The sequence below is a fragment of the Pseudomonas sp. Q2-TVG4-2 genome, assembly GCF_013620795.1.
Taxonomy (GTDB): Bacteria; Pseudomonadota; Gammaproteobacteria; order Pseudomonadales; family Pseudomonadaceae; genus Stutzerimonas.
Genome location: NZ_LGLW01000001.1, coordinates 752459 through 772268 on the forward strand (window position 1 = coordinate 752459; position 19810 = coordinate 772268).

At 60.7% G+C, this 19810-nt stretch carries 16 protein-coding genes and 1 pseudogene; 13 read left to right on the forward strand and 4 right to left on the reverse strand.

Annotation, left to right across the window (positions count from 1 at the left end):
• Positions 1–43 precede the first annotated feature (43 nt).
• The 13 genes and pseudogenes from H3028_RS03715 (at position 44) to H3028_RS03775 (ending at position 15449) form a co-directional block, all read left to right on the forward strand.
• Positions 44–1471: a sigma-54 dependent transcriptional regulator gene (locus H3028_RS03715; RefSeq protein ID WP_181295718.1), complete on the forward strand. Its 1428-nt coding sequence runs from the start codon at positions 44–46 to the stop codon at positions 1469–1471.
• A gap of 658 nt (positions 1472–2129) precedes the next feature.
• Entirely contained in the window at positions 2130–3527 is a 1398-nt protein-coding gene (locus tag H3028_RS03720) for a polynucleotide adenylyltransferase PcnB (protein WP_181295719.1), read from the forward strand.
• A gap of 8 nt (positions 3528–3535) precedes the next feature.
• Positions 3536–4030 (forward strand): 2-amino-4-hydroxy-6-hydroxymethyldihydropteridine diphosphokinase, encoded by a 495-nt coding sequence (folK, locus tag H3028_RS03725; protein WP_181295720.1) that lies wholly within the window; start codon positions 3536–3538, stop codon positions 4028–4030.
• Positions 4031–4202: 172 nt separating this feature from the next.
• Entirely contained in the window at positions 4203–5003 is an 801-nt protein-coding gene (panB, locus tag H3028_RS03730; RefSeq protein ID WP_168423486.1) for a 3-methyl-2-oxobutanoate hydroxymethyltransferase, read from the forward strand.
• A complete protein-coding gene (gene panC / locus H3028_RS03735; RefSeq protein WP_181295721.1) occupies positions 5000–5863 on the forward strand; it encodes a pantoate--beta-alanine ligase in 864 nt (287 codons plus the stop codon). The genes panB and panC overlap by 4 nt, the downstream gene beginning before the upstream one ends.
• A gap of 98 nt (positions 5864–5961) precedes the next feature.
• Positions 5962–6342, forward strand: a complete 381-nt coding sequence (panD, locus tag H3028_RS03740; RefSeq protein WP_168423484.1) for an aspartate 1-decarboxylase — start codon at positions 5962–5964, stop codon at positions 6340–6342.
• A 368-nt stretch (positions 6343–6710) separates the two neighbouring features.
• Positions 6711–8375: a glucose-6-phosphate isomerase gene (gene pgi / locus H3028_RS03745; protein ID WP_181295722.1), complete on the forward strand. Its 1665-nt coding sequence runs from the start codon at positions 6711–6713 to the stop codon at positions 8373–8375.
• A 155-nt stretch (positions 8376–8530) separates the two neighbouring features.
• The gene (locus tag H3028_RS03750) at positions 8531–9406 is read left to right on the forward strand and encodes an oxygenase MpaB family protein (protein WP_181295723.1); all 876 of its coding nucleotides are present in this window, start codon (positions 8531–8533) and stop codon (positions 9404–9406) included.
• A 48-nt stretch (positions 9407–9454) separates the two neighbouring features.
• Positions 9455–10644: pseudogene (locus H3028_RS03755) on the forward strand (acetyl-CoA C-acetyltransferase).
• Between the two features lie 127 nt (positions 10645–10771).
• Positions 10772–11788, forward strand: coding sequence for a class I SAM-dependent rRNA methyltransferase (locus H3028_RS03760; RefSeq protein WP_181295724.1), 1017 nt, complete (start codon positions 10772–10774; stop codon positions 11786–11788).
• Positions 11789–11873: 85 nt separating this feature from the next.
• Positions 11874–14822 carry a DUF748 domain-containing protein gene (locus H3028_RS03765; protein WP_181295725.1) on the forward strand — a complete coding sequence of 983 codons (2949 nt, stop codon included), beginning with the start codon at positions 11874–11876 and terminating at the stop codon, positions 14820–14822.
• Positions 14822–15121, forward strand: a complete 300-nt coding sequence (locus H3028_RS03770; protein WP_181295726.1) for a DUF2845 domain-containing protein — start codon at positions 14822–14824, stop codon at positions 15119–15121. The genes H3028_RS03765 and H3028_RS03770 overlap by 1 nt, the downstream gene beginning before the upstream one ends.
• Before the next feature lie 19 nt (positions 15122–15140).
• On the forward strand, positions 15141–15449 hold the full coding sequence (locus tag H3028_RS03775) for a DUF2845 domain-containing protein (RefSeq protein ID WP_181295727.1): 309 nt from the start codon (positions 15141–15143) through the stop codon (positions 15447–15449).
• A 64-nt stretch (positions 15450–15513) separates the two neighbouring features.
• Here H3028_RS03775 and H3028_RS03780 read toward each other — a convergent pair whose 3' ends face one another.
• The 4 genes from H3028_RS03780 to truB all read right to left on the reverse strand — a co-directional run bounded on the left by H3028_RS03780 (position 15514) and on the right by truB (position 19808).
• The gene (locus H3028_RS03780; RefSeq protein WP_181295728.1) at positions 15514–15891 is read right to left on the reverse strand and encodes a BON domain-containing protein; all 378 of its coding nucleotides are present in this window, start codon (positions 15889–15891) and stop codon (positions 15514–15516) included.
• Positions 15892–16192: 301 nt separating this feature from the next.
• Positions 16193–18298 (reverse strand): polyribonucleotide nucleotidyltransferase, encoded by a 2106-nt coding sequence (gene pnp / locus H3028_RS03785; RefSeq protein ID WP_181295729.1) that lies wholly within the window; start codon positions 18296–18298, stop codon positions 16193–16195.
• Positions 18299–18503: 205 nt separating this feature from the next.
• Entirely contained in the window at positions 18504–18773 is a 270-nt protein-coding gene (rpsO, locus tag H3028_RS03790) for a 30S ribosomal protein S15 (protein WP_003280896.1), read from the reverse strand.
• A 117-nt stretch (positions 18774–18890) separates the two neighbouring features.
• On the reverse strand, positions 18891–19808 hold the full coding sequence (truB, locus tag H3028_RS03795; protein ID WP_181295730.1) for a tRNA pseudouridine(55) synthase TruB: 918 nt from the start codon (positions 19806–19808) through the stop codon (positions 18891–18893).
• Positions 19809–19810 lie beyond the last annotated feature (2 nt).

Consider the following 19810-nt stretch of genomic DNA (forward strand, 5'->3'; position numbering starts at 1 on the left):
CCCACCGGCCTGTAGCCGCCTTCAGACCGTCGAGAGAGTACTGATGTCACATATCCTGATCGTCGAAGACGAAACCATCATCCGCTCCGCCTTGCGCCGATTGCTCGAACGCAACCAGTACGAGGTGAGCGAAGCCGGTTCGGTGCAAGAAGCACAGGAGCGCTTCAGCATTTCGGGTTTTGATCTCATCGTCAGCGACCTGCGGTTGCCCGGCGCGCCCGGCACCGAACTGATCAAGCTCGCCGACGGCACGCCAGTGCTGATCATGACGAGCTACGCGAGCCTGCGCTCAGCGGTCGACTCGATGAAAATGGGCGCAGTGGACTACATTGCCAAACCGTTCGACCACGACGAGATGCTGCAGACCGTGGCCCGCATCCTTCACGATCGGCAGCAGGCGGCCACCGCTCCCGCTGCTGCGCCACGCGGCGCCTCGACTCAGACAGGCGCGGCAGGCGAGAGTGGCTCGGGCAACAGCGAGATCGGCATCATCGGACGCTGCGGTCCGATGCAGGATCTGTTCGGCAAGATCCGCAAGGTCGCACCGACCGATTCCAACGTGCTGATCCAGGGTGAATCGGGCACCGGCAAGGAGCTCGTCGCCCGCGCCCTGCATAACCTCTCCCGGCGCGCCAAGGCACCGATGATCTCGGTCAACTGCGCGGCCATTCCGGAAACCCTGATTGAGTCCGAGCTTTTCGGTCACGAGAAAGGCGCATTCACCGGCGCCAATGCCGGACGCGCCGGCCTGGTCGAAGCAGCAGATGGCGGCACCTTGTTTCTCGACGAGATCGGCGAGTTGCCACTGGAAGCACAAGCGCGGCTGTTACGTGTGCTACAGGAAGGTGAAATCCGGCGTGTCGGCTCTACCCAATCGCAAAAAGTTGATGTGCGCCTTATCGCCGCAACCCACCGCGACCTGAAAACGCTGGCCAAGAACGGGCAATTCCGTGAGGACCTCTATTATCGCCTGCACGTAATCGCCCTGAAGCTACCGCCATTGCGCGAGCGCGGTGCCGATGTGCTGGAAATCGCCAAGGCTTTCCTTGCACGGCAAGGCGAACGCATGGGCAGCGAGGACCTGCATTTCTCTCGAGACGCCGAGCAGGCCGTACGGCTTTACACCTGGCCCGGTAACGTGCGCGAGCTGGAAAACGCTATCGAGCGGGCTGCGATCCTCAGCGAGAGCGAGGAAATCAGCGCCGAGCTTCTGGGTATCGACATCGAGCTCGACGACCTCGATGACGATTTCGAAGCGCCTTGCGCCCCGCTGGGCTCCGCAGTATCGACAAGCAACGAGCCGACCGAGGACCTTTCACTGGAGGACTACTTCCAGCACTTCGTCCTTGAACACCAGGATCACATGACCGAGACCGAGCTTGCGCGCAAGCTCGGTATCAGCCGCAAATGCCTGTGGGAGCGTCGCCAGCGTCTGGGTATCCCGCGGCGCAAATCGAGCGCCACCGGGTAGCGGGTTGTTACCCACCCCACCGTCACGTAACAGAAACCGGGTTCATCGGTAACGGGAACCCGGTTTTTTTGAAGTCCAAACAGAGGCGAAAATCACCAACATCTTGTTTTTAAATGACTTTTAAAAACTGGCACGGCAAATGCTTTCTATCTGGCACAACAACAATAACAAGCAGACCCACAATAAGAACAAGACGTACCGGCTCTAGCAAAACAAATACAAGAAGGCAGAGACGTAGCTAACTGATTCTTTTGGAGAGGAACTGCCGAATGGGGTTTTCGCCCCACAACCAGGCTGAGAACAATAAAAACTGCATAAGCAGTGCCTGAACTGGTTGGATCATTGTGATCGATGGCAAGTCAGCGACCAAAGAAATCCGTTTGCTCTTTGCTCCCAATGTAGGAGCAATTTCCGAAAGCGATAGCTGAAGGGAACGGGTGATCAAACAAAAACAACACGCCCGAAATACTAATAACAACAAAGCACGCGACATCATTTTAAAGGGGAGCTTCGGCTCCCCTAGTGCTTTCCGGCTCCGGCCGATGTTTTGACACCTCCCCGCGGTTCGTTCACCATCCCTGCTCCCGGTGCTAGAATCCACGCTCGTTTCGTGGCTATTCCCTACGCCACCTTGTCATTTCGCCACACAGTGCCTCTCATGCTGAAAAAGCTGTTCCAGTCTTTTCGTTCTCCCCTGCGCCGCTTCCCGCATCCCCGTCGCACACCCGAAATACTGTCCAGCCGGCAGCATTCGCTGCACCGCAACGACCTGAGCCGGCATGCCGTCAGTGTCGTCGAGCGACTTCAGCAAGCCGGCTATGAGGCTTACGTCGTTGGCGGTTGCGTCCGCGATCTGCTGCTGGAGCTGGACCCGAAGGACTATGACGTCGCCACCAGCGCGACACCCGAGCAGGTACGCGCCGAGTTTCGCAACGCGCGGGTCATCGGGCGACGCTTCAAGCTGGTCCACGTGCACTTCGGCCGTGAGATCATCGAAGTCGCCACCTTCCGAGCCAACCATCCGGAAGCGGACGACGAAGAAGCCAGTCACCTTGCATCGCGCAACGAAAGCGGGCGGATTCTGCGTGACAACATCTACGGCACTCTCGAAGACGATGCCCAGCGCCGTGACTTCACCATCAACGCCCTGTATTTCGACCCGTCGAGCGAGCGCATTCTCGACCATACTCACGGCGTCCGTGACATTCGCAACCGGCTGATTCGCCTGATAGGCGATCCCGAGCAGCGCTACCAGGAAGACCCGGTGCGCATGCTTCGAGCGGTTCGTTTCGCCGCGAAGCTGGATTTCGAGATCGAACAGCACAGCGCCGAGCCCATTGCCGATCTGGCCGAGCTGCTGAACGAAGTCCCCTCGGCCCGCCTGTTCGACGAGATCATCAAGCTGTTTCTCAGCGGTAAGGCCGAACGCACCTTTGAATTGCTGCTGGAACACGACCTCTTCGCACCGCTGTTTCCGGCCAGCGCCGAAGCCTTGGAAGACAATCCCGAATACACCGGCACATTGATTCGCAACGCCCTGGCCAACACTGATCAGCGCATCGCTCAAGGCAAGCCTGTTACCCCGGCGTTCCTATTCGCCGCTCTGCTCTGGCCGGCCCTGCCGGCGCGCGTCGCCGAGGTGCAGGCCCGAGGATTGCCGCCAATCCCGGCAATGCAGGAAGCCGCCCATGATCTGATCTGGGAGCAATGCCAACGCACTGCCATTCCCAAGCGATTCACCATGCCGATGCGGGAAATCTGGGACATGCAGGAACGCCTGCCGCGCCGCCAGGGCCGCCGCGCCGACCAGTTGCTGGACAATCCGCGCTTCCGTGCCGGTTACGATTTTCTCCTGCTGCGCGAGAGCGCTGGCGAGGAAACCAACGGCCTGGGCGAATGGTGGACCGATTATCAGGATGCCAGCGACAGCGAGCGCCGCAACATGATTCGCGGCCTGAGCAGCAAGGACGACGGCAGCGGCGCGCCGCGCAAACGACGCCGCAGCGGACGCCGCAAGCGCGGCCCGAACGAAAGCGCACCCGCGTCCGCCGAGTAAGCCGGTAAATGGAACGGGTTTACATTGGCTTGGGCAGTAACCTGGCCGAGCCCCGCGAGCAACTACGCGACGCCCTCAAGGCACTGGCGGACATCCCCTCGTCCCGACTCGTCGCTGTATCTTCACTGTATGTCAGCGACCCGCTCGGCCCGCCCGACCAGCCCCGCTACAACAACGCCGTCGCCGTGCTCGAAACCACCCGGGACCCATTGACGCTGCTCGACGCGTTGCAAGCCATCGAGCAGGCCCAGGGTCGCGAACGCAAGACCGAACGCTGGGGGCCGCGAACGCTGGACCTGGACATCTTGCTCTACGGCGATCGGCTAATCGGCGAGCCACGTTTGACGGTCCCGCATTATCACCTGCACGCCAGGCCCTTCGTGCTCTATCCGCTGGCCGAGGTAGCGCCCGATACCTTACAGCTGGCCGATGGGCGCTATCTGAAGGACCTGCTCGCAGCCTGCCCCTTCGAGGGCCTGGAGCGCGTGGGCAAGGCGCTGTAACCATTCGGTAACAGTTGTAACGGCACTGGTAACACTCCCGATTGACTTAGCACGCTGCCATCGTGACTATAAGCGCCCTCTGCCGGCACGCAACGAACCGGGGCACTCGCCCCCATCGCTGACGCTCCGACCGCAACCGTGATCCCTCAGAGGCTCTAGGAGGACGGCATTCATGCCAGACGTAACCCTGACTACCCTGCAAGGCCTCAAGCAGAAAGGCGAAAAGATCGTCATGCTCACCTGCTATGACGCGACCTTCGCCAAGACAGCCTGCGAAGCCGGGGTCGAGATGCTACTGATCGGCGACTCCCTGGGCATGGTCCTGCAAGGACACGACAGCACGCTGCCGGTGACTGTCGAAGAGATGGCCTATCACACCGCGTGCGTCAAACGCGGCAACCGAGGCGCGATGATCCTCGCCGACCTGCCCTTCATGGCCAACGCGACCATTGAGCAGACGCTGGACAACTCCGCGACGCTGATGAAAGCCGGCGCGCATATGATCAAAGTCGAGGGTGCGGCATGGTTGGCCGAGTCCATTCGCCTGCTCGCCGAGCGCGGCATCCCGGTCTGCGCCCACATGGGCCTGACCCCGCAGGCGGTGAACATCTTCGGTGGCTATAAGGTTCAGGGGCGGCAGGAAGCGCAAGCACAGCAGATGATCGAGGATGCCAAGGCCCTCGAAGCCGCGGGGGCAGCGATGCTGTTGCTTGAATGCGTGCCCAGCGAACTGGCCGCTCGCATTACCCAGGCGGTCGCGGTGCCGGTGATCGGCATCGGCGCCGGCAGCGCCACTGATGGCCAGGTTCTGGTGTTGCATGACATGCTCGGGCTGTCGCTCAGCGGACGGGCACCTAAGTTTGTCCGAAACTTCATGCGCGAGCATGGCGATATCCCCACAGCCATCGCCGCCTACGTCCGGGCCGTGAAGACCGCTGAATTTCCCGCAGCCGAACATGGGTTCTCCGCATGAATATGGTCAGAACCATCGCCGACCTGCGCGCCGCGGTGAGCCGTGCGCGTGGCGAAGGCAAACGCATCGGCTTCGTGCCGACCATGGGTAACCTGCACGCCGGCCACATCGCATTGGTGAAGAAGGCCGGCCAGCGAGCCGACTTCGTGGTTGCCAGCATCTTCGTCAACCCGCTGCAGTTCGGCCCTAACGAAGATCTCGCCAGCTATCCGCGTACGCTTACCGCGGACCAGGACAAGCTCTTCGAGGCGGGCTGCCATCTGCTGTTCGCGCCCAGTGTCGAGGAGATGTATCCCCACGGTCAGGCCGTGCAGACCATTGTCCGCGTGCCCGGTGTGTCCGAGGGGCTCTGTGGTGGAAGCCGGCCAGGCCATTTCGATGGTGTCTCGACGGTCGTCAACAAGCTGTTCAACATGGTGCTGCCCGATCTCGCTGTGTTCGGCCAGAAGGATTTTCAGCAGCTGGCGGTGATCCGCACCATGGTTCGCGACCTGAACATGCCGGTGCAGATTGTCGGCGAGCCTATCGTTCGCGCCGAGGACGGCCTGGCATTGTCGTCGCGCAACGGCTACCTCAGCGCGAACGAACGCGCGATTGCCCCGGCCCTGTACCGTATCCTCAGTCAACTGGCAGAGGCTATAAGCGACGGGAATCGCGACTACCCGACGCTGCGGACCCAGGGCCAACAGGCGCTGCAGACCGCCGGCCTGCGCCCCGACTATCTCGAGATCCGCAATGCTGTTGACCTGCAGACCGCCGATGCGGACACCCGAGAGCTGGTGATTCTCGCCGCCGCCTTCCTCGGCAAGACCCGTCTGATCGACAACCTGCTGGTGACCAGCAACCCCGCGTCGTTGTAACCATCGACCATCGGCATACCCTGCCTGCCCCTCGGTCTTGATCACACATGAGGGTTCGGGCACACTCTGCGCCGCTTGCGCCCCCGGAGGACCCCGCCATGCACGCAATCATGCTCAAGGCAAAACTGCACCGCGCCCAGGTGACCCACTCGGTGCTGGATTATGAAGGCTCCTGCGCCATTGACGGCGACTGGCTGGACCTGGCCGGCATCCGTGAATACGAGCAGATCCAGATTTATAACGTCGACAATGGCGAGCGCTTCACCACGTACGCCATCCGTGGCGAAGAAGGCTCGAAGATCATCTCCGTCAATGGCGCAGCCGCCCACAAGGCCGGCGTCGGTCACCGGGTAATCATCTGTGCCTATGCGCACTACAGCGAAGCCGAACTGGCTAACTTCAAGCCACACGTGCTCTACATGGGTGCAGATGGCGATCTCAGCCATACCAGCAATGCCATTCCGGTTCAGGTTGCCTGATTTCGAATGAGTTGTTCCAAAGCCCGCAACGCCACCTGCGCTGCGGGCTTTTTTGCGCCCTGGGGCTTTTCGTGGACAGGTGAATCTGCAATGGTCCTAAGCTGGACTGGCCGCCGTCGGTACCGCACGCAGTAAGTATTCGGAACGCCGGGCGTTTTTCCAAGTCAGACTGTCTCGGCGGTGCAGGATGCGCCACCGCCGCTTCACTGAACCGAAGCGGCACGCGCCCAGTGCATTCAGGATGAATGCCAGCGCGTCAGCATGATCGAATGACTGTCCAGCCGCTGCCGCCCACGCCATGTTTATCCATGGCATGGGGCCGTTCAGATTTGCAGAACAGTCCGCCAAGCAAAGGAAGCCGCACTACCATGAGCTATTACCAGCACCCTCTCGATGCCACCGGCCTGTCGTCCTGGAAGGCCTTGGAAGAACACCGCCTGGCCATGCAGAACTTCAGCATGCGCGAAGCATTCAAGGCCGACCCGACACGCTTCGATGACCTGTCGGTTTCCTGTTGCGGCCTGTTTCTCGACTATTCGAAGAATCTGATTACTCCGGAAACCCGCACGCTGCTGGTCAATCTGGCCCGTGAAGCAGGTGTCGAGCAGGCCGCACACGCCATGTTCGAAGGCCAGCAGATCAACGCATCGGAAAACCGCCCGGTACTGCACACGGCACTGCGCCGGCCGATGGGCGATTCGGTGACAGTCGACGGCCGGAACATCATGCGCGACGTGCACACCGCCCTGGCGCAGATGACCGATATCGTCACCCGCATCCACAACAACCTCTGGCGCGGCTTCAGCGACAAGACCATCACCGACGTGGTGAACATCGGCATTGGGGGCTCGTTTCTCGGCCCGCAGCTGGTATCCGAAGCGCTGTTGCCGTTCACTCAGCATGGCGTTCGCACGCACTACCTGGCGAATATCGACGGCAGCGAGTTCCGCGAAGTGACCGCCAAGCTGAACGTCGAAACCACCCTGTTCATCATCTCCAGCAAGACCTTCGGCACCCTGGAAACCCTGAAAAACGCCCAGGCGGCACGCACCTGGTATTTGGGCAAGGGTGGCACCGAGGAGAAGCTCTATCGCCACTTCATCGCGGTGACCAGCAACAAGCGGGCCGCGGTCGATTTCGGCATCCGTGAGAAAAACATTTTCCCGATGTGGGACTGGGTTGGCGGGCGCTACTCATTGTGGTCGGCGATCGGTCTGCCCATTGCGCTGGCCATCGGCATGTCCAACTTCAAGGACCTGCTGTCTGGTGCCTACAGCATGGACCAGCATTTCCTCAATGAGCCGTTCGAAAGCAACATGCCGGTATTACTGGCGATGCTGGGCGTCTGGTATCACAACTTCTGGGGCGCGCAGAGCTATGCCTTCCTCCCCTACGATCATTACCTGCGCAACTTCGTCAAACACTTGCAACAGATGGACATGGAGTCCAATGGCAAAAGCGTGCGCCAGGACGGTACACCCGTGTCCTGCACCACCGGCCCGGTGATCTGGGGCGGCGTCGGCGCCAACGGCCAGCACGCCTACCATCAGCTGCTGCACCAAGGCACTCCGTTGATTCCAGCCGATTTCATCGTGCCTGTGGTCAGTCATAACCCCGTTGCAGATCACCATGAGTGGCTTTACGCCAACTGCCTGTCGCAAAGCCAGGCGCTGATGCTCGGCAAGACCCGCGAAGAAGCCGAAACCGAACTTCGCGCCAAGGGCATGAGCGAAGCCGAGGTCGAGCGTCTGGCGCCGCACAAGGTGATCCCAGGTAACCGTCCAAGCAACACAGTGGTGATGGAAACCATCAGTCCCGGCCGTCTCGGGGCGCTGATTGCCCTGTACGAGCACAAGGTGTTCGTACAGGGCGTGATCTGGGGGATCAACTCTTTTGATCAGTGGGGCGTGGAGCTGGGCAAAGACCTGGGCAAGGCCGTCTATGGTCAGATGACCAGCTTCGATGCGCCACCGGCCGAAGACGCGTCGACCCAGGGTCTGATTGACTTCTTCCGCGGGCGACACCGCGGCTGATTCTGTCATGCATACCGGGCAGCGCTTCAGCAGCTGTCCGGTTTCCCTTTCCTTGCTGCCTTGTTTCCATGCAACGTCGCAACAGCTGATCGGCTAGGCCGGCAACCCCAGTGCTCGGGTAACATCGCCCTTCCCGTCCAAGCCAAGGCGTCACCATGGAACTCATTCGCCGTCATATCGAATCGCAGGTGCTCAGCCTCACCGGGCTTGCCATCGGCGGTGTCGATTATGAAAACCCGCCGGGTGATCCAGGGCTGTTCGGGCCCGACTCGGTCTGCTGGCGCGTCCACGGCGATTTCACCTCGATGCTGATCGGCGGCATTTCCGCACTGCTGCTCCAGGCGCTTCATCCGCTGGCGCTGGCCGGCGTTTGGGATCACTCGAATTTTCGCGAAGATCTGCTCGGCCGACTGCGCCGCACCGGCCAGTTTATTTCCGCGACGACGTTCGGCAGCCAGACCGATGCCCAGCGACTGATTGAGCGGGTCCGCTCGATTCACCTCAAGGTCACCGGCCACACCGCCGATGGCCGCCCCTACGCCGCCTATGACCCTGACTTGCTGACCTGGGTGCATGTCGCCGAGGTCAGTAGTTTTCTACAGGCGCATTTGCGCTATCTCAACGCGTCACTGTCTGGAGATGACCAGGATCGCTACTACGCAGAAGTTGCGCTGATCGCCGAGTCACTTGGCGCACGCGAGGTGCCGCGCTCAAGGCAGCAGATCGCCGATTACCTGCAAGGAATACGACCCCAGCTGCAGTGCGACGAGCGCTCGCGGGAAGTCATGCGCGTTTTGTTCAGCGCGCCGGCGCCTAGCACCCTCGCCCGCCCGTTCGGCGCACTGATGATGCAGGCCGGTGTGGAGTTGCTGCCCGATTGGGCGAGCACCATGCTAGGGCTGCAGCAGAGCCCCCGCCAGCGCCAGCTGATACAACTCGGCGTCAGGCGCACCGCGCCGGTGTTGCGCTGGGCGGTGCGCAACGGCTCGGTTCACCGCGCGCGTCGACGTATGGGACTGCCCAGCCGCTAGCGTGACCGGCAGGTTCGCAAGTGGAGCCGTTCCGAGCGGTATGCCAACATGGGCGCCCCGCGGGAGCTCGCACCCTTCTCGAGGCTTTTCATCACGCAAGCAGTCGTTATCGTCGCCGCCACCCGTACTGCCGTCGGCAGCTTTCAGGGCGCGCTGGCCAACATTCCTGCCGCTGACCTGGGCGCCGCGGTGATTCGCCGTCTGCTACAGCAATCCGGAATCGAAGCCGCCGAGGTGAATGAAGTCATTCTCGGCCAGGTTCTCACCGCCGGCGCTGGCCAAAACCCCGCACGCCAGGCGGCGATCAACGCTGGGTTGCCCAACGCGGTACCGGCAATGACGCTGAATAAGGTGTGCGGCTCCGGTCTGAAGGCTCTCCACCTTGCCGCCCAGGCGATCCGCTGTGGCGATGCCGAGGTGGTGATCGCTGGCGGCATGGAGAATATGAGCCTGGCGCCCTACGTCATGCCTGCCGCACGTACCGGCCTGCGCATGGGTCACGGCAAGCTGGTCGACAGCATGATCCAGGACGGCCTTTGGGACGCCTTCAACGACTACCATATGGGTATCACAGCAGAAAACCTGGTGGCTAAGTACGGAATTTCCCGTGAAGCGCAGGATGCCTTCGCCGCATCTTCCCAACAGAAGGCGGCTGCCGCTATCGAGGCTGGGCGTTTCCGCGATGAGATCACGCCAATCGAGATTTCGCAGCGCAAGGGCGAGCCGCTGGTGTTCGATACCGATGAACAGCCACGCGCCGGCACCACGGCTGAAAGCCTGGCGAAGCTCAAGCCAGCGTTCAAGAAGGATGGCAGCGTCACCGCAGGCAACGCCTCAAGCCTCAATGACGGTGCCGCCGCGGTGTTGCTGATGAGTGCCGACAAGGCCAAGGCGCTGGGTCTGCCGGTGCTGGCGCGCATCGCCGGCTATGCCAATGCTGGCGGCGATCCGGCGATCATGGGCATCGGCCGGGTATCCGCAACCCGCCATTGCTTGGAAAAAGCTGGCTGGTCACTCGACGAATTAGATCTGATCGAAGCCAACGAGGCCTTCGCCGCGCAGGCGCAGGCGCTGTCGGTCGGTCGGTCGGTCGGTCGGTCGGCAAGGAGCTCGGTTGGGACGCGGAGAAGGTCAACGTAAAGGGTGGCGCCATTGCCATTGGCCATCCAATCGGCGCGTCGGGCTGCCGCATCCTCATCACCCTGCTGCACGAAATGATTCGCCGAGATGCCCACTAAGGGTTGGCCACGCTGTGCACAGGCGGTGGTCAGGGCGTCGCGTTGGCAATCGAGCGCTGATCGCTCCGCCATCCCTGCGTTGGCAATTTCCGATAAACTGCGCGGCCACCTTCCCGAGTCGCCGCGCATGCCTTCTCTCCAACAGGCGCTGCGCGCCGCCTTTCATAACCGCGAAGCACTCCTGGCCGAGCTGCACGCCCAGAGCACCGACTGCTATCGACTCTTTCACGGTAGCCAGGAAGGCATGCCAGGCCTGACGGCCGACCGTTATGGCCCGCTGCTATTAGTGCAAAGTTTCCATCAGCCACTCGAGCGCGACGCACTGCTAGCACTGCATGAGCAGTTGTGCAGCAGTCTCGGCCAGTCCTTGATGCTGGTCTACAACGACCGCTCCCAGGGCAACTCGCGTATTGATCGCGACGATCCGGTATATCGTGCCGATGAAGCGGCGCTGGACGGTCAGGTCGGTCGCGAATGGAGCCTGAACTACCGCGTCCGCGCTCGCCACAGCGGGCAGGATCCGCTGCTGTTTCTGGATCTGCGCAACGCTCGCGGCTGGGTCAAGGCCAACAGTGCCGGAAAGTCAGTGCTCAATCTATTCGCCTATACCTGTGGCGTCGGGCTCTGCGCAGCCGCTGGCGGTGCACGCGAAGTGTGCAACCTGGACTTCGCCGAAAGCAATTTAGCGGTCGGACGGGAAAACGGTGCGCTCAACCCCGAGTTGGCGCCGATGCAGTTCATCCAGTCGGATTATTTCCCGGCGATCCGTCAGCTGGCGGGCTTGCCGATTCCGCAGCGGCGCGGACGCGCACTCCCCGATTACCCGCACCTGGCACCGAAGCAGTTCGACCTGATACTGCTTGATCCACCGGCCTGGTCGAAAAGTGCATTCGGCACGGTCGACCTGCTGCGCGACTACCAGAGCCTGCTCAAGCCCGCCCTGCTCGCCACGGCGGAAAGCGGTGTGCTGGTCTGCTGCAACAACCTGGCGAAGGTTAGCCTGGAGGACTGGCGCGAGCAGGTCCTGCGCTGCGCAACGAAGGCGGGGCGACCGGTACGCGACTGCCAGGTGCTATCGCCGGCCGCAGATTTTCCGTCCATTGATGGGCGGACGCCATTGAAGGTGTTGACGCTGCAATTGTGACGCGGGACAGAACACCGACACCTTAGAGGAACCCGCATGCCGTGCCATACTCCAAGGCAGTTCACCGCCCGGAATGTAGGTCCGCATGCCCAACGGAATGAAGCGCGCGCTCATCGGCCTGATGACCGCATTGGTCTGCTATTGCCTCCTCGGCTTCCTGATACTGCCTGGTATCGCCCAGCAGGTGGTCAATCAGCAACTGATCCAGTACGCCACGGTGCCGGCGCGTCTGGAGCGAATCGAATTCAACCCCTTCAGTCTTGAACTGACACTGTTCAACCTGCGGCTCGGCGAAGCGGATCAACCGCAGCTCGGCTTCGAGCGTCTCTATCTAGACCTGCAATGGAGCAGCCTCTGGCGCCGTGCCTTGCAGATCGAAGACATCGAACTGATTCAGCTTCAAGCCGAAGTGGTATTCGACCAGAACGGCGTGCTCAACCTGACGCAGCTGTTCGACCTGCCTGCGGCTGACGAGCAATCGGACGAGAAGGAGGAAGAGCCTTTCGCGCTGAGCATTGGCCGGCTTCGGCTGGTGGAAGGCTCGGTCCGCTTCGCTGATCGACGCCCCGACGAGCCTATCGATTTCCTCCTCGACTCGCTCAATTTCGAACTGCTGAACTTTGCCACCCGCTCGGACGAGGCAGCCGATGCGGTGCTGGTCGCAACCGGCCCCAGCGGTGCCCGGGTGGACTGGACCGGGCAATTCGACCTGGCCCCGGTCCGCTCATCCGGGCAGCTGAAGATCAGCAATTTGCTACTGAAAGATTTCTGGGCCTACGCGCGTGACGCCGTACCGCTTCGCTTACAAGAAGGCCGACTGAGTTTCGCCAGCGATTATCGGCTCGATTTTGCCGAACGCGCCGAGCTGCAGCTAAGCAACCTGAACGCACAATTGGCGCCCCTCAAGCTCGACACTGCCGAGGGAGAGCCGCTGGTTCGCCTGGAAAACCTGGAGATCAGCGAGTCGTCGCTGGATCTCGCTAAGCAGCGGGTCGTGATCGGCAAGTTACGCAGCCGCGCACTGGAAACCTGGGTGATTCGTGAGCCTGATGGCGCGCTTAACTGGCAAAAGCTGCTGGCACCCTCCGAACCCACCGAGGCCAGCCAGGATTCCCCCACTACACAAACCGCCGCGCAAAACGCGAAGCCTGCCCAATCGCCGGCAGCAAACGGCAACTCCGCCGCAAGCAACGGCGCCTGGCAGGTCCTGCTGCGTGACGCACAGTTACGCGATTACCAGGTGCACCTGAGCGATCAGGTGCCGGAACAGGATGTCACGTTGGAGCTCGCCCCGCTGAATCTGGACGTATCCGATTTCGACAGCCTCGGGACCTCACCTTTCAATCTTGAACTGAAGACGGGGGTCGGTAATCAAGGTATTTTCCAAGCTGCCGGACAACTGCAACTACAACCGACTACGGGCCAGCTGGATATCAGCACCCAAGACATCGACCTGCGCATCGCCCAGGCCTACCTGACCCCTTTCGTTCACCTCGAATTACGCAGCGGAATGCTGGCCAGCCAGCTGGAGCTTGAGCTGACCGGCACCGAGCCCCTGGCGTTCAGAGTCGACGGCGCGGCCGAAATTACCCAGCTGCACACGCTGGACACCATCAAAAATCGCGACTTCATCAGGTGGCAGCGCTTGAAGCTCGGCGGGCTGGAGTACCAGTACCCGCAACAGCTGCAGATCGAGCGCATCGAGCTGACCCAGCCCTATGCACGTTTCATCATCAACCCCGACCTGACCACCAACATAAATGACCTATTGGTAGACAAGTCGCCCCCGGACGACAAGGTTGTCGCGGCTGACGCAACCGACCAGGCCGAACCGATGGCCATCCACATCGGCGGAATCGACATCGATGATGGCTCGGCCAATTTCTCCGACCTCAGTCTGCGTCCACCCTTCATCACGGCGGTGCAGGAGCTCAACGGGCAGATCGGCACGATCGACAATCGCGCGCAGCAACCGGCCACGGTCGACGTCGACGGCAAGGTTGATCGCTACGCACCGGTGAGTATCAAGGGAAACCTTACGCCTTTTGATCCGCTGCAAAGCCTCGATATCGCCACACGCTTCAGACAGGTTGAACTGACCACTCTTTCTCCCTACTCCGCCAAGTTCGCCGGTTACCGTATCCGTAAGGGCCGCCTCGACCTCGATCTGCACTACCGCATCCAGCAAGGCCAGCTGAACGCTGAAAACAAGGTGGTGCTGCAGCAGCTACAGCTCGGCGAGCAGGTGGAAAGCCCCGAGGCCGTCGATCTACCGATTCGGCTCGCCGTCGCGCTGCTCAAGGACAGTCGGGGAACGATTTCGCTCGAGCTGCCGGTGCAAGGTGACCTCAACAATCCCCAGTTCGATGTCATGCCAATCGTCTGGCAGACGCTGCGAAATCTGATAACACGGGCAGTCAAGGCGCCTTTCAAATTTCTCGCAGGCTTGGCCGGTTCTGATCAGGACGACCTCAGCCAGATACTCTTCGCCCCAGGCAGCAGCGAGCTTGATAAGCAGGCGCGCGGCAACCTCGACACGCTCGCCCGTGCGCTACAGGAGCGCCCTGTGCTGCGCCTGGAAATCGAAGGTCAAAGCTCTCCTCAAGCGGACGGGCCACTGCTGGCAGAGCAATGGCTGCAACGTGAATATCAAGAAACCTGGTACAAAGTGCTGCAACGTCGAGGTGACAAGGTGCCTGCCGAAGCAGCGCAGCTGGAAATCGGCGAGGAGGAAAAAGCTGCCATGCTGGAGGGCATTTACCGCAGCCGGCTCGGCCAACAGCCACCGTCTGAGTGGCGCGAGCTCGACGAGCAAGAGCGCAGCGAGAGAATGCGCAACGCGGTGGTGACTAGCCGAGCGGACAGCACTGCATTATTGCGCCGGCTGAGCCGTGCCCGTGCCGCCTCGATCAAAGACTATCTTGTCGACCAGGCAGGTCTCGGAGATTCGCGGATCTACCTGCTGGACACCGGCATTACGCAAACTGAGCAACAAGGCCGGATCCCGACGGCACTGCAACTGGGAGTCGAGTGATGCCAGCCGCCGGTCGCTGCGCCCCGCTGCTCGTACTCATACTCGCGGCCCCTCTGCTGCACGCGGAAACCTTACGCTGCGGTAGTCAGCTGATCAGTACCGGCGACAGGGCTTTCGAAGTTGAGCGCAAGTGCGGTACACCTGTGCGAAGGGATCCGATCGGCTACACCTTAGGCCCTTATGCCAGGCAGGAACTGGTTCTGGAGGAATGGCTCTACGGGCCAAATAACGGTATGTTCAGCATCCTCACCTTCGAAGGCAATCGACTCGTACGCATTGAGTCTCGCCGCGACCGTTGAATGGAAAAAGGACTCCTTCATGCCGTTCGCCCTCCCGCTGTTCCTGCTGAGTCTTGTCGCGTTCGCCTGTAGTGTCCAGGCGTCTTCTACCCATCGCTGCGGCAGCGCGCTGGTCAGCCTCGAAGCGTCTACCGGCGAGGTCCGGCAAAAATGCGGCGAGCCTGCGAGCGCTTCTCTGGTGGGCTACAAGGAAGTCCTCGACGACTATGGCTTTCGTCATGAGGTTCAGGTCGAAGAATGGATCTATGGACCCACCAATGGGATGTACCATTTCCTGCGATTCGAGGGGAACCGCCTACGCCAGATCGATAGCCAGCGCGGTCGCTGAAAAATAAAAACCCCGCTCGAGGCGGGGTTTTCACGTACGCCGCTGTTGCGACGAGAGCGTTCGGTTAATCGGCGGCTTTCAGACCATCTGCCGACACCTCACGTACGCCTTCGATAGCCTTGGCCTTGTTGATCGCGGCCTCACGCTCGGCCTCGGTGGCCACTGTGCCGGACAGCGAAACGACGCCATCCTTGGTTTCGACTTCAATATCCATGCCCGGCGTGGCGTCTTCAGCCAGCAGCGAGGATTTCACCTTGGTGGTGATCCAAGTATCAGACGTAGCGTCGCCGGCGTCTTTCATGGTTTCGTTGGTGGCCAGCATGACGGTATCGGCGTTATCCAGCGCAGGGGTGGCGTCGGCGAAAGCGGCACCTGCCATAGGCAAGCTCAACGCAGCAGCGACGGCAGCAGCAGCGGTAAAAGAGTTCTGGATCATGTTCATAATGGCACTCCTGTTTTTCTTCAGATGCCTGCGGGATGACTCCGACCGCAGATTCACAGGTAACGTCGCAAGCGGCATGCCACTTTCTAGCTATTTGAAACCACTTATGAATCAATCGTTTAAGAATTATGGATAGCTGAAGGCCACTAGCACACTGCATGTTTGCCCTCAGCGAGGCGTGCAACTTGCAATTACGTTGACGCTTGCTTGGTCGGCCTTAGCCATAGCCCAGGGCACTCGCAACGGCACATGAACGAAAAAAGGACCCCGAAGGGTCCTTTTTCTTTTGCTGCTGGTGCGCTTAAGCGCCAGAAGCTTCGGCTGCCGCCACGTCCTTGATGGACAGCTTGATACGGCCGCGATTGTCTACGTCCAGTACCAGCACCTTCACTTCCTGACCTTCCTTGAGGATATCGGTTACCTTCTCCACACGCTGATCGCTCAGCATGGAGATATGCACCAGACCGTCCTTGCCCGGCAGGATGTTGACGAAGGCACCGAAGTCAACGATGCGCTCGACCTTGCCGACGTAGATCTTGCCGATCTCGGCTTCGGCAGTAATACCCAGAACGCGCTGTTTGGCGGCTTCGGCAGCATCCTTGGTTTCGCCGAAGATTTTGATCGAGCCGTCGTCTTCGATATCGATCGACGCCTTGGTTTCTTCGCAGATGCTGCGGATGGTGGCGCCACCCTTGCCGATCACGTCGCGGATCTTGTCCTGATCGATCTTCATCGCGATCATGGTCGGTGCATTGGCCGACAGCTCGGTACGCGACTGAGCGATCACCTGGTTCATCTGGCCGAGGATGTTCTGGCGAGCTTCCAGAGCTTGGCCCAGGGCGATCTCCATGATCTCTTCGGTGATGCCCTGGATCTTGATATCCATCTGCAGGGCAGTCACACCCTTGGCAGTACCGGCCACTTTGAAGTCCATGTCGCCCAGATGATCTTCATCACCAAGGATGTCAGTCAGTACAGCGAACTTGTCACCTTCCTTGACCAGACCCATGGCAATACCGGCTACCGGTGCCTTCATCGGCACACCGGCGTCCATCAGCGCGAGCGAAGCACCGCAGACCGAGGCCATGGAGCTGGAGCCGTTCGACTCGGTGATTTCCGACACCACGCGAATGGTGTAGGGAAATTCGTCAGCGCTCGGCAGCATTGCAGCAACCGAACGACGAGCCAGACGGCCGTGACCGATTTCGCGGCGACCGGTAGCGCCCATGCGGCCACACTCGCCCACCGAGTAAGGCGGGAAGTTGTAGTGCAGCATGAAGGGATCTTTCTTCTCGCCTTCCAGGGTGTCGAGCAGCTGCGCGTCACGGGCAGTGCCGAGAGTGGCAACGACCAGAGCCTGGGTTTCGCCACGGGTGAACAGCGCCGAGCCGTGGGTCTTGTCGAGTACACCGACTTCGATGTTCAGACCACGAACAGTGCGGGTGTCGCGACCGTCGATACGCGGCTTACCATTGACGATGTTCTCGCGAACGGTGCGGTACTCGATTTCGCCGAAGGCCTCTTTGACTTCGCCGGCAGAGGGTTGACCTTCTTCACCCGAGAACTTGGCAACGACCTGATCTTTCAGCTCACCCAGGCGCGCGTAGCGGTCCTGCTTAATGATGATGGTGTACGCCTGCGAGATGGCCTCGCCGAATTCACTACGAATTGCGCTGAGCAGCTGAGTGTTTTCAGCCTTTGGCTGCCAATCCCAGGTCGGCTTGCCCGCTTCGGCTGCCAACTCGGTAACGGCCTGCACCACGGCCTGGAATTCGTCATGAGCGAAGAGCACCGCGCCCAGCATCTGATCTTCAGTCAGCTCTTTGGCTTCCGACTCGACCATCAGTACGGCATCTTTGGTACCGGCAACGACCATGTCCAGGCTGGAGGCCTTGAGCTGCTCATAGGTCGGGTTCAACAGATAGCCGGTTTCCGGGTGGAAAGCGACGCGCGCAGCGCCGATCGGGCCGTTGAACGGAATGCCCGAAATCGCCAGCGCTGCGGAAGTACCAATCATCGCAGCGATGTCCGGATCGGTCTTCTTGCTCGTCGATACGACGGTGCAGATCACCTGGACTTCGTTCTGGAAGCCTTCCGGAAACAGCGGACGGATTGGACGATCGATCAGGCGCGAGGTCAGGGTTTCCTTTTCGGAAGGACGCGCTTCTCGCTTGAAGAAGCCGCCTGGAATCTTGCCGGCAGCGTAGGTTTTTTCCTGATAGTGGACCGAGAGCGGGAAAAAGCCCTTGCTCGGGTCGGCCGTCTTGGCGCCTGTGACGGCAACCAGTACGGTCACGTCGTCATCAACGGTGACCAGCACCGCACCAGTGGCTTGACGGGCAATACGGCCAGTCTCGAGGGTTACGGTCGATTGACCGAACTGAAATTTCTTGATTACCGGGTTCACGGTGGTTCCTTCTCTATGTTGCCTTGGGGAAACTTTTTCGCGCCTCGCGGGCGATGCCTCGCGCGAAGCGTTTCATGCAAATTCTTGGGCAGTGGCGGGCGTCGAACCCGAGCGCTGTCCAAACGTGCTCCGCTGAAAGGCAAAAGCTGGAAGCAGGGATGAGCCCCACTTCCAGCTTCGGCATTCAGCTTCGCACAAGCATCGCTTAGCGACGCAGACCCAGACGACCGATCAGGGTGCTGTAACGAGTGGTGTCCTTGCCCTTCAGGTAATCCAGCAGCTTGCGGCGCTGGTTAACCATACGGATCAGACCACGACGCGAGTGGTGATCCTTGCCGTTGGCCTTGAAGTGACCTTGCAGCTTGTTGATGTTGGCGGTTAGCAGGGCAACCTGCACTTCCGGAGAACCGGTATCGCCTTCAGCTTGCTTGTACTCGTTAACGATCTGGGCTTTTTCTTCAACGCTAAGTGCCATGATGGGCTCCTTCTATGAACAGGCCGGGACATGTCCCGTGTTTTAAAAGAGGCGTGACCGTGCCTGCCAACAGCCATCCTCGTAACGCGGCACGCCTTGAGGCGCGCTGCGTATCGGTCATTCCGACCGAATCAGTCGACGCGGCGCAATGCGCCCATCTTCGCTCACTTCACCGATACCGATGAAGCGACCATTATGATCCTGCACACGCAGCATGCCGAATTTCGGCGCCTCCGGTGCACGTACCGGCTGACCATGCAGCCAATAAAAAGCGCTGTGCTCTGAAAGCTGCAGCAGCGGCCAGTGTTCGAGCCCGCTATCGACCGGCTTGAGGAAGGCGTCCACCGCCTCTGCCCCACCTTCGGCATGGACACGTTCCAGCTCTTCGAGACTGACCGTCTGGGTCAGGTCGAATGGACCGGCCTGAGTTCGCCGCAGTTCGGCCACGTGTGCACCACAACCCAGCGCTTGCCCTATATCCTCAACCAACGTACGGATATAGGTACCTTTGCTGCAAGCGACAGCCAAACGCGCCTTGTCCTCTTCCAGCGAGAGCAGATCCAAGCGGGCAATGGTAACAGAACGCGGCTCGCGCTCCACTACCTCTCCAGCGCGAGCGAGCTTGTACAGTGGCTGGCCGTCACGCTTGAGTGCCGAATACATCGGCGGAACCTGCTGCAGATCGCCACGGAACTGCGGCAGCAGCGCCTCGAGCTGCGCGAGGCTGACATCGACAGGCTTACGCTCGATCACCTCACCCTCGGCATCGGCCGTCGTGGTGGTAACACCGAGCTGGGCGACGGTTTCGTAGCCCTTGTCGGCATCGAGCAAGTATTGGGAGAACTTGGTGGCCTCGCCGAAACACAACGGCAGCACACCGGTAGCCAACGGATCCAGGCTACCGGTGTGCCCGGCCTTCTCGGCATTGAGCAACCACCGAACCTTCTGCAGGGCTGCATTGGAGGTGAACCCACGGGGCTTGTCGAGCAGGATGATGCCGCTGACCGCGCGGCGGATGCGTTTTACCTGGGCCACCC

What these genes read in the sequence shown, in the direction of transcription:
- H3028_RS03715 (WP_181295718.1), top strand. Translation starts at nt 44, where the DNA reads ATGTCACATATCCTGATCGTCGAAGACGAAACCATCATCCGCTCCGCC.
- H3028_RS03720 (WP_181295719.1), top strand. Translation starts at nt 2,130, where the DNA reads ATGCTGAAAAAGCTGTTCCAGTCTTTTCGTTCTCCCCTGCGCCGCTTC.
- folK (WP_181295720.1), top strand. Translation starts at nt 3,536, where the DNA reads ATGGAACGGGTTTACATTGGCTTGGGCAGTAACCTGGCCGAGCCCCGC.
- panB (WP_168423486.1), top strand. Translation starts at nt 4,203, where the DNA reads ATGCCAGACGTAACCCTGACTACCCTGCAAGGCCTCAAGCAGAAAGGC.
- panC (WP_181295721.1), top strand. Translation starts at nt 5,000, where the DNA reads ATGAATATGGTCAGAACCATCGCCGACCTGCGCGCCGCGGTGAGCCGT.
- panD (WP_168423484.1), top strand. Translation starts at nt 5,962, where the DNA reads ATGCACGCAATCATGCTCAAGGCAAAACTGCACCGCGCCCAGGTGACC.
- pgi (WP_181295722.1), top strand. Translation starts at nt 6,711, where the DNA reads ATGAGCTATTACCAGCACCCTCTCGATGCCACCGGCCTGTCGTCCTGG.
- H3028_RS03750 (WP_181295723.1), top strand. Translation starts at nt 8,531, where the DNA reads ATGGAACTCATTCGCCGTCATATCGAATCGCAGGTGCTCAGCCTCACC.
- H3028_RS03760 (WP_181295724.1), top strand. Translation starts at nt 10,772, where the DNA reads ATGCCTTCTCTCCAACAGGCGCTGCGCGCCGCCTTTCATAACCGCGAA.
- H3028_RS03765 (WP_181295725.1), top strand. Translation starts at nt 11,874, where the DNA reads ATGCCCAACGGAATGAAGCGCGCGCTCATCGGCCTGATGACCGCATTG.
- H3028_RS03770 (WP_181295726.1), top strand. Translation starts at nt 14,822, where the DNA reads ATGCCAGCCGCCGGTCGCTGCGCCCCGCTGCTCGTACTCATACTCGCG.
- H3028_RS03775 (WP_181295727.1), top strand. Translation starts at nt 15,141, where the DNA reads ATGCCGTTCGCCCTCCCGCTGTTCCTGCTGAGTCTTGTCGCGTTCGCC.
- H3028_RS03780 (WP_181295728.1), bottom strand. Translation starts at nt 15,891, where the DNA reads ATGAACATGATCCAGAACTCTTTTACCGCTGCTGCTGCCGTCGCTGCT.
- rpsO (WP_003280896.1), bottom strand. Translation starts at nt 18,773, where the DNA reads ATGGCACTTAGCGTTGAAGAAAAAGCCCAGATCGTTAACGAGTACAAG.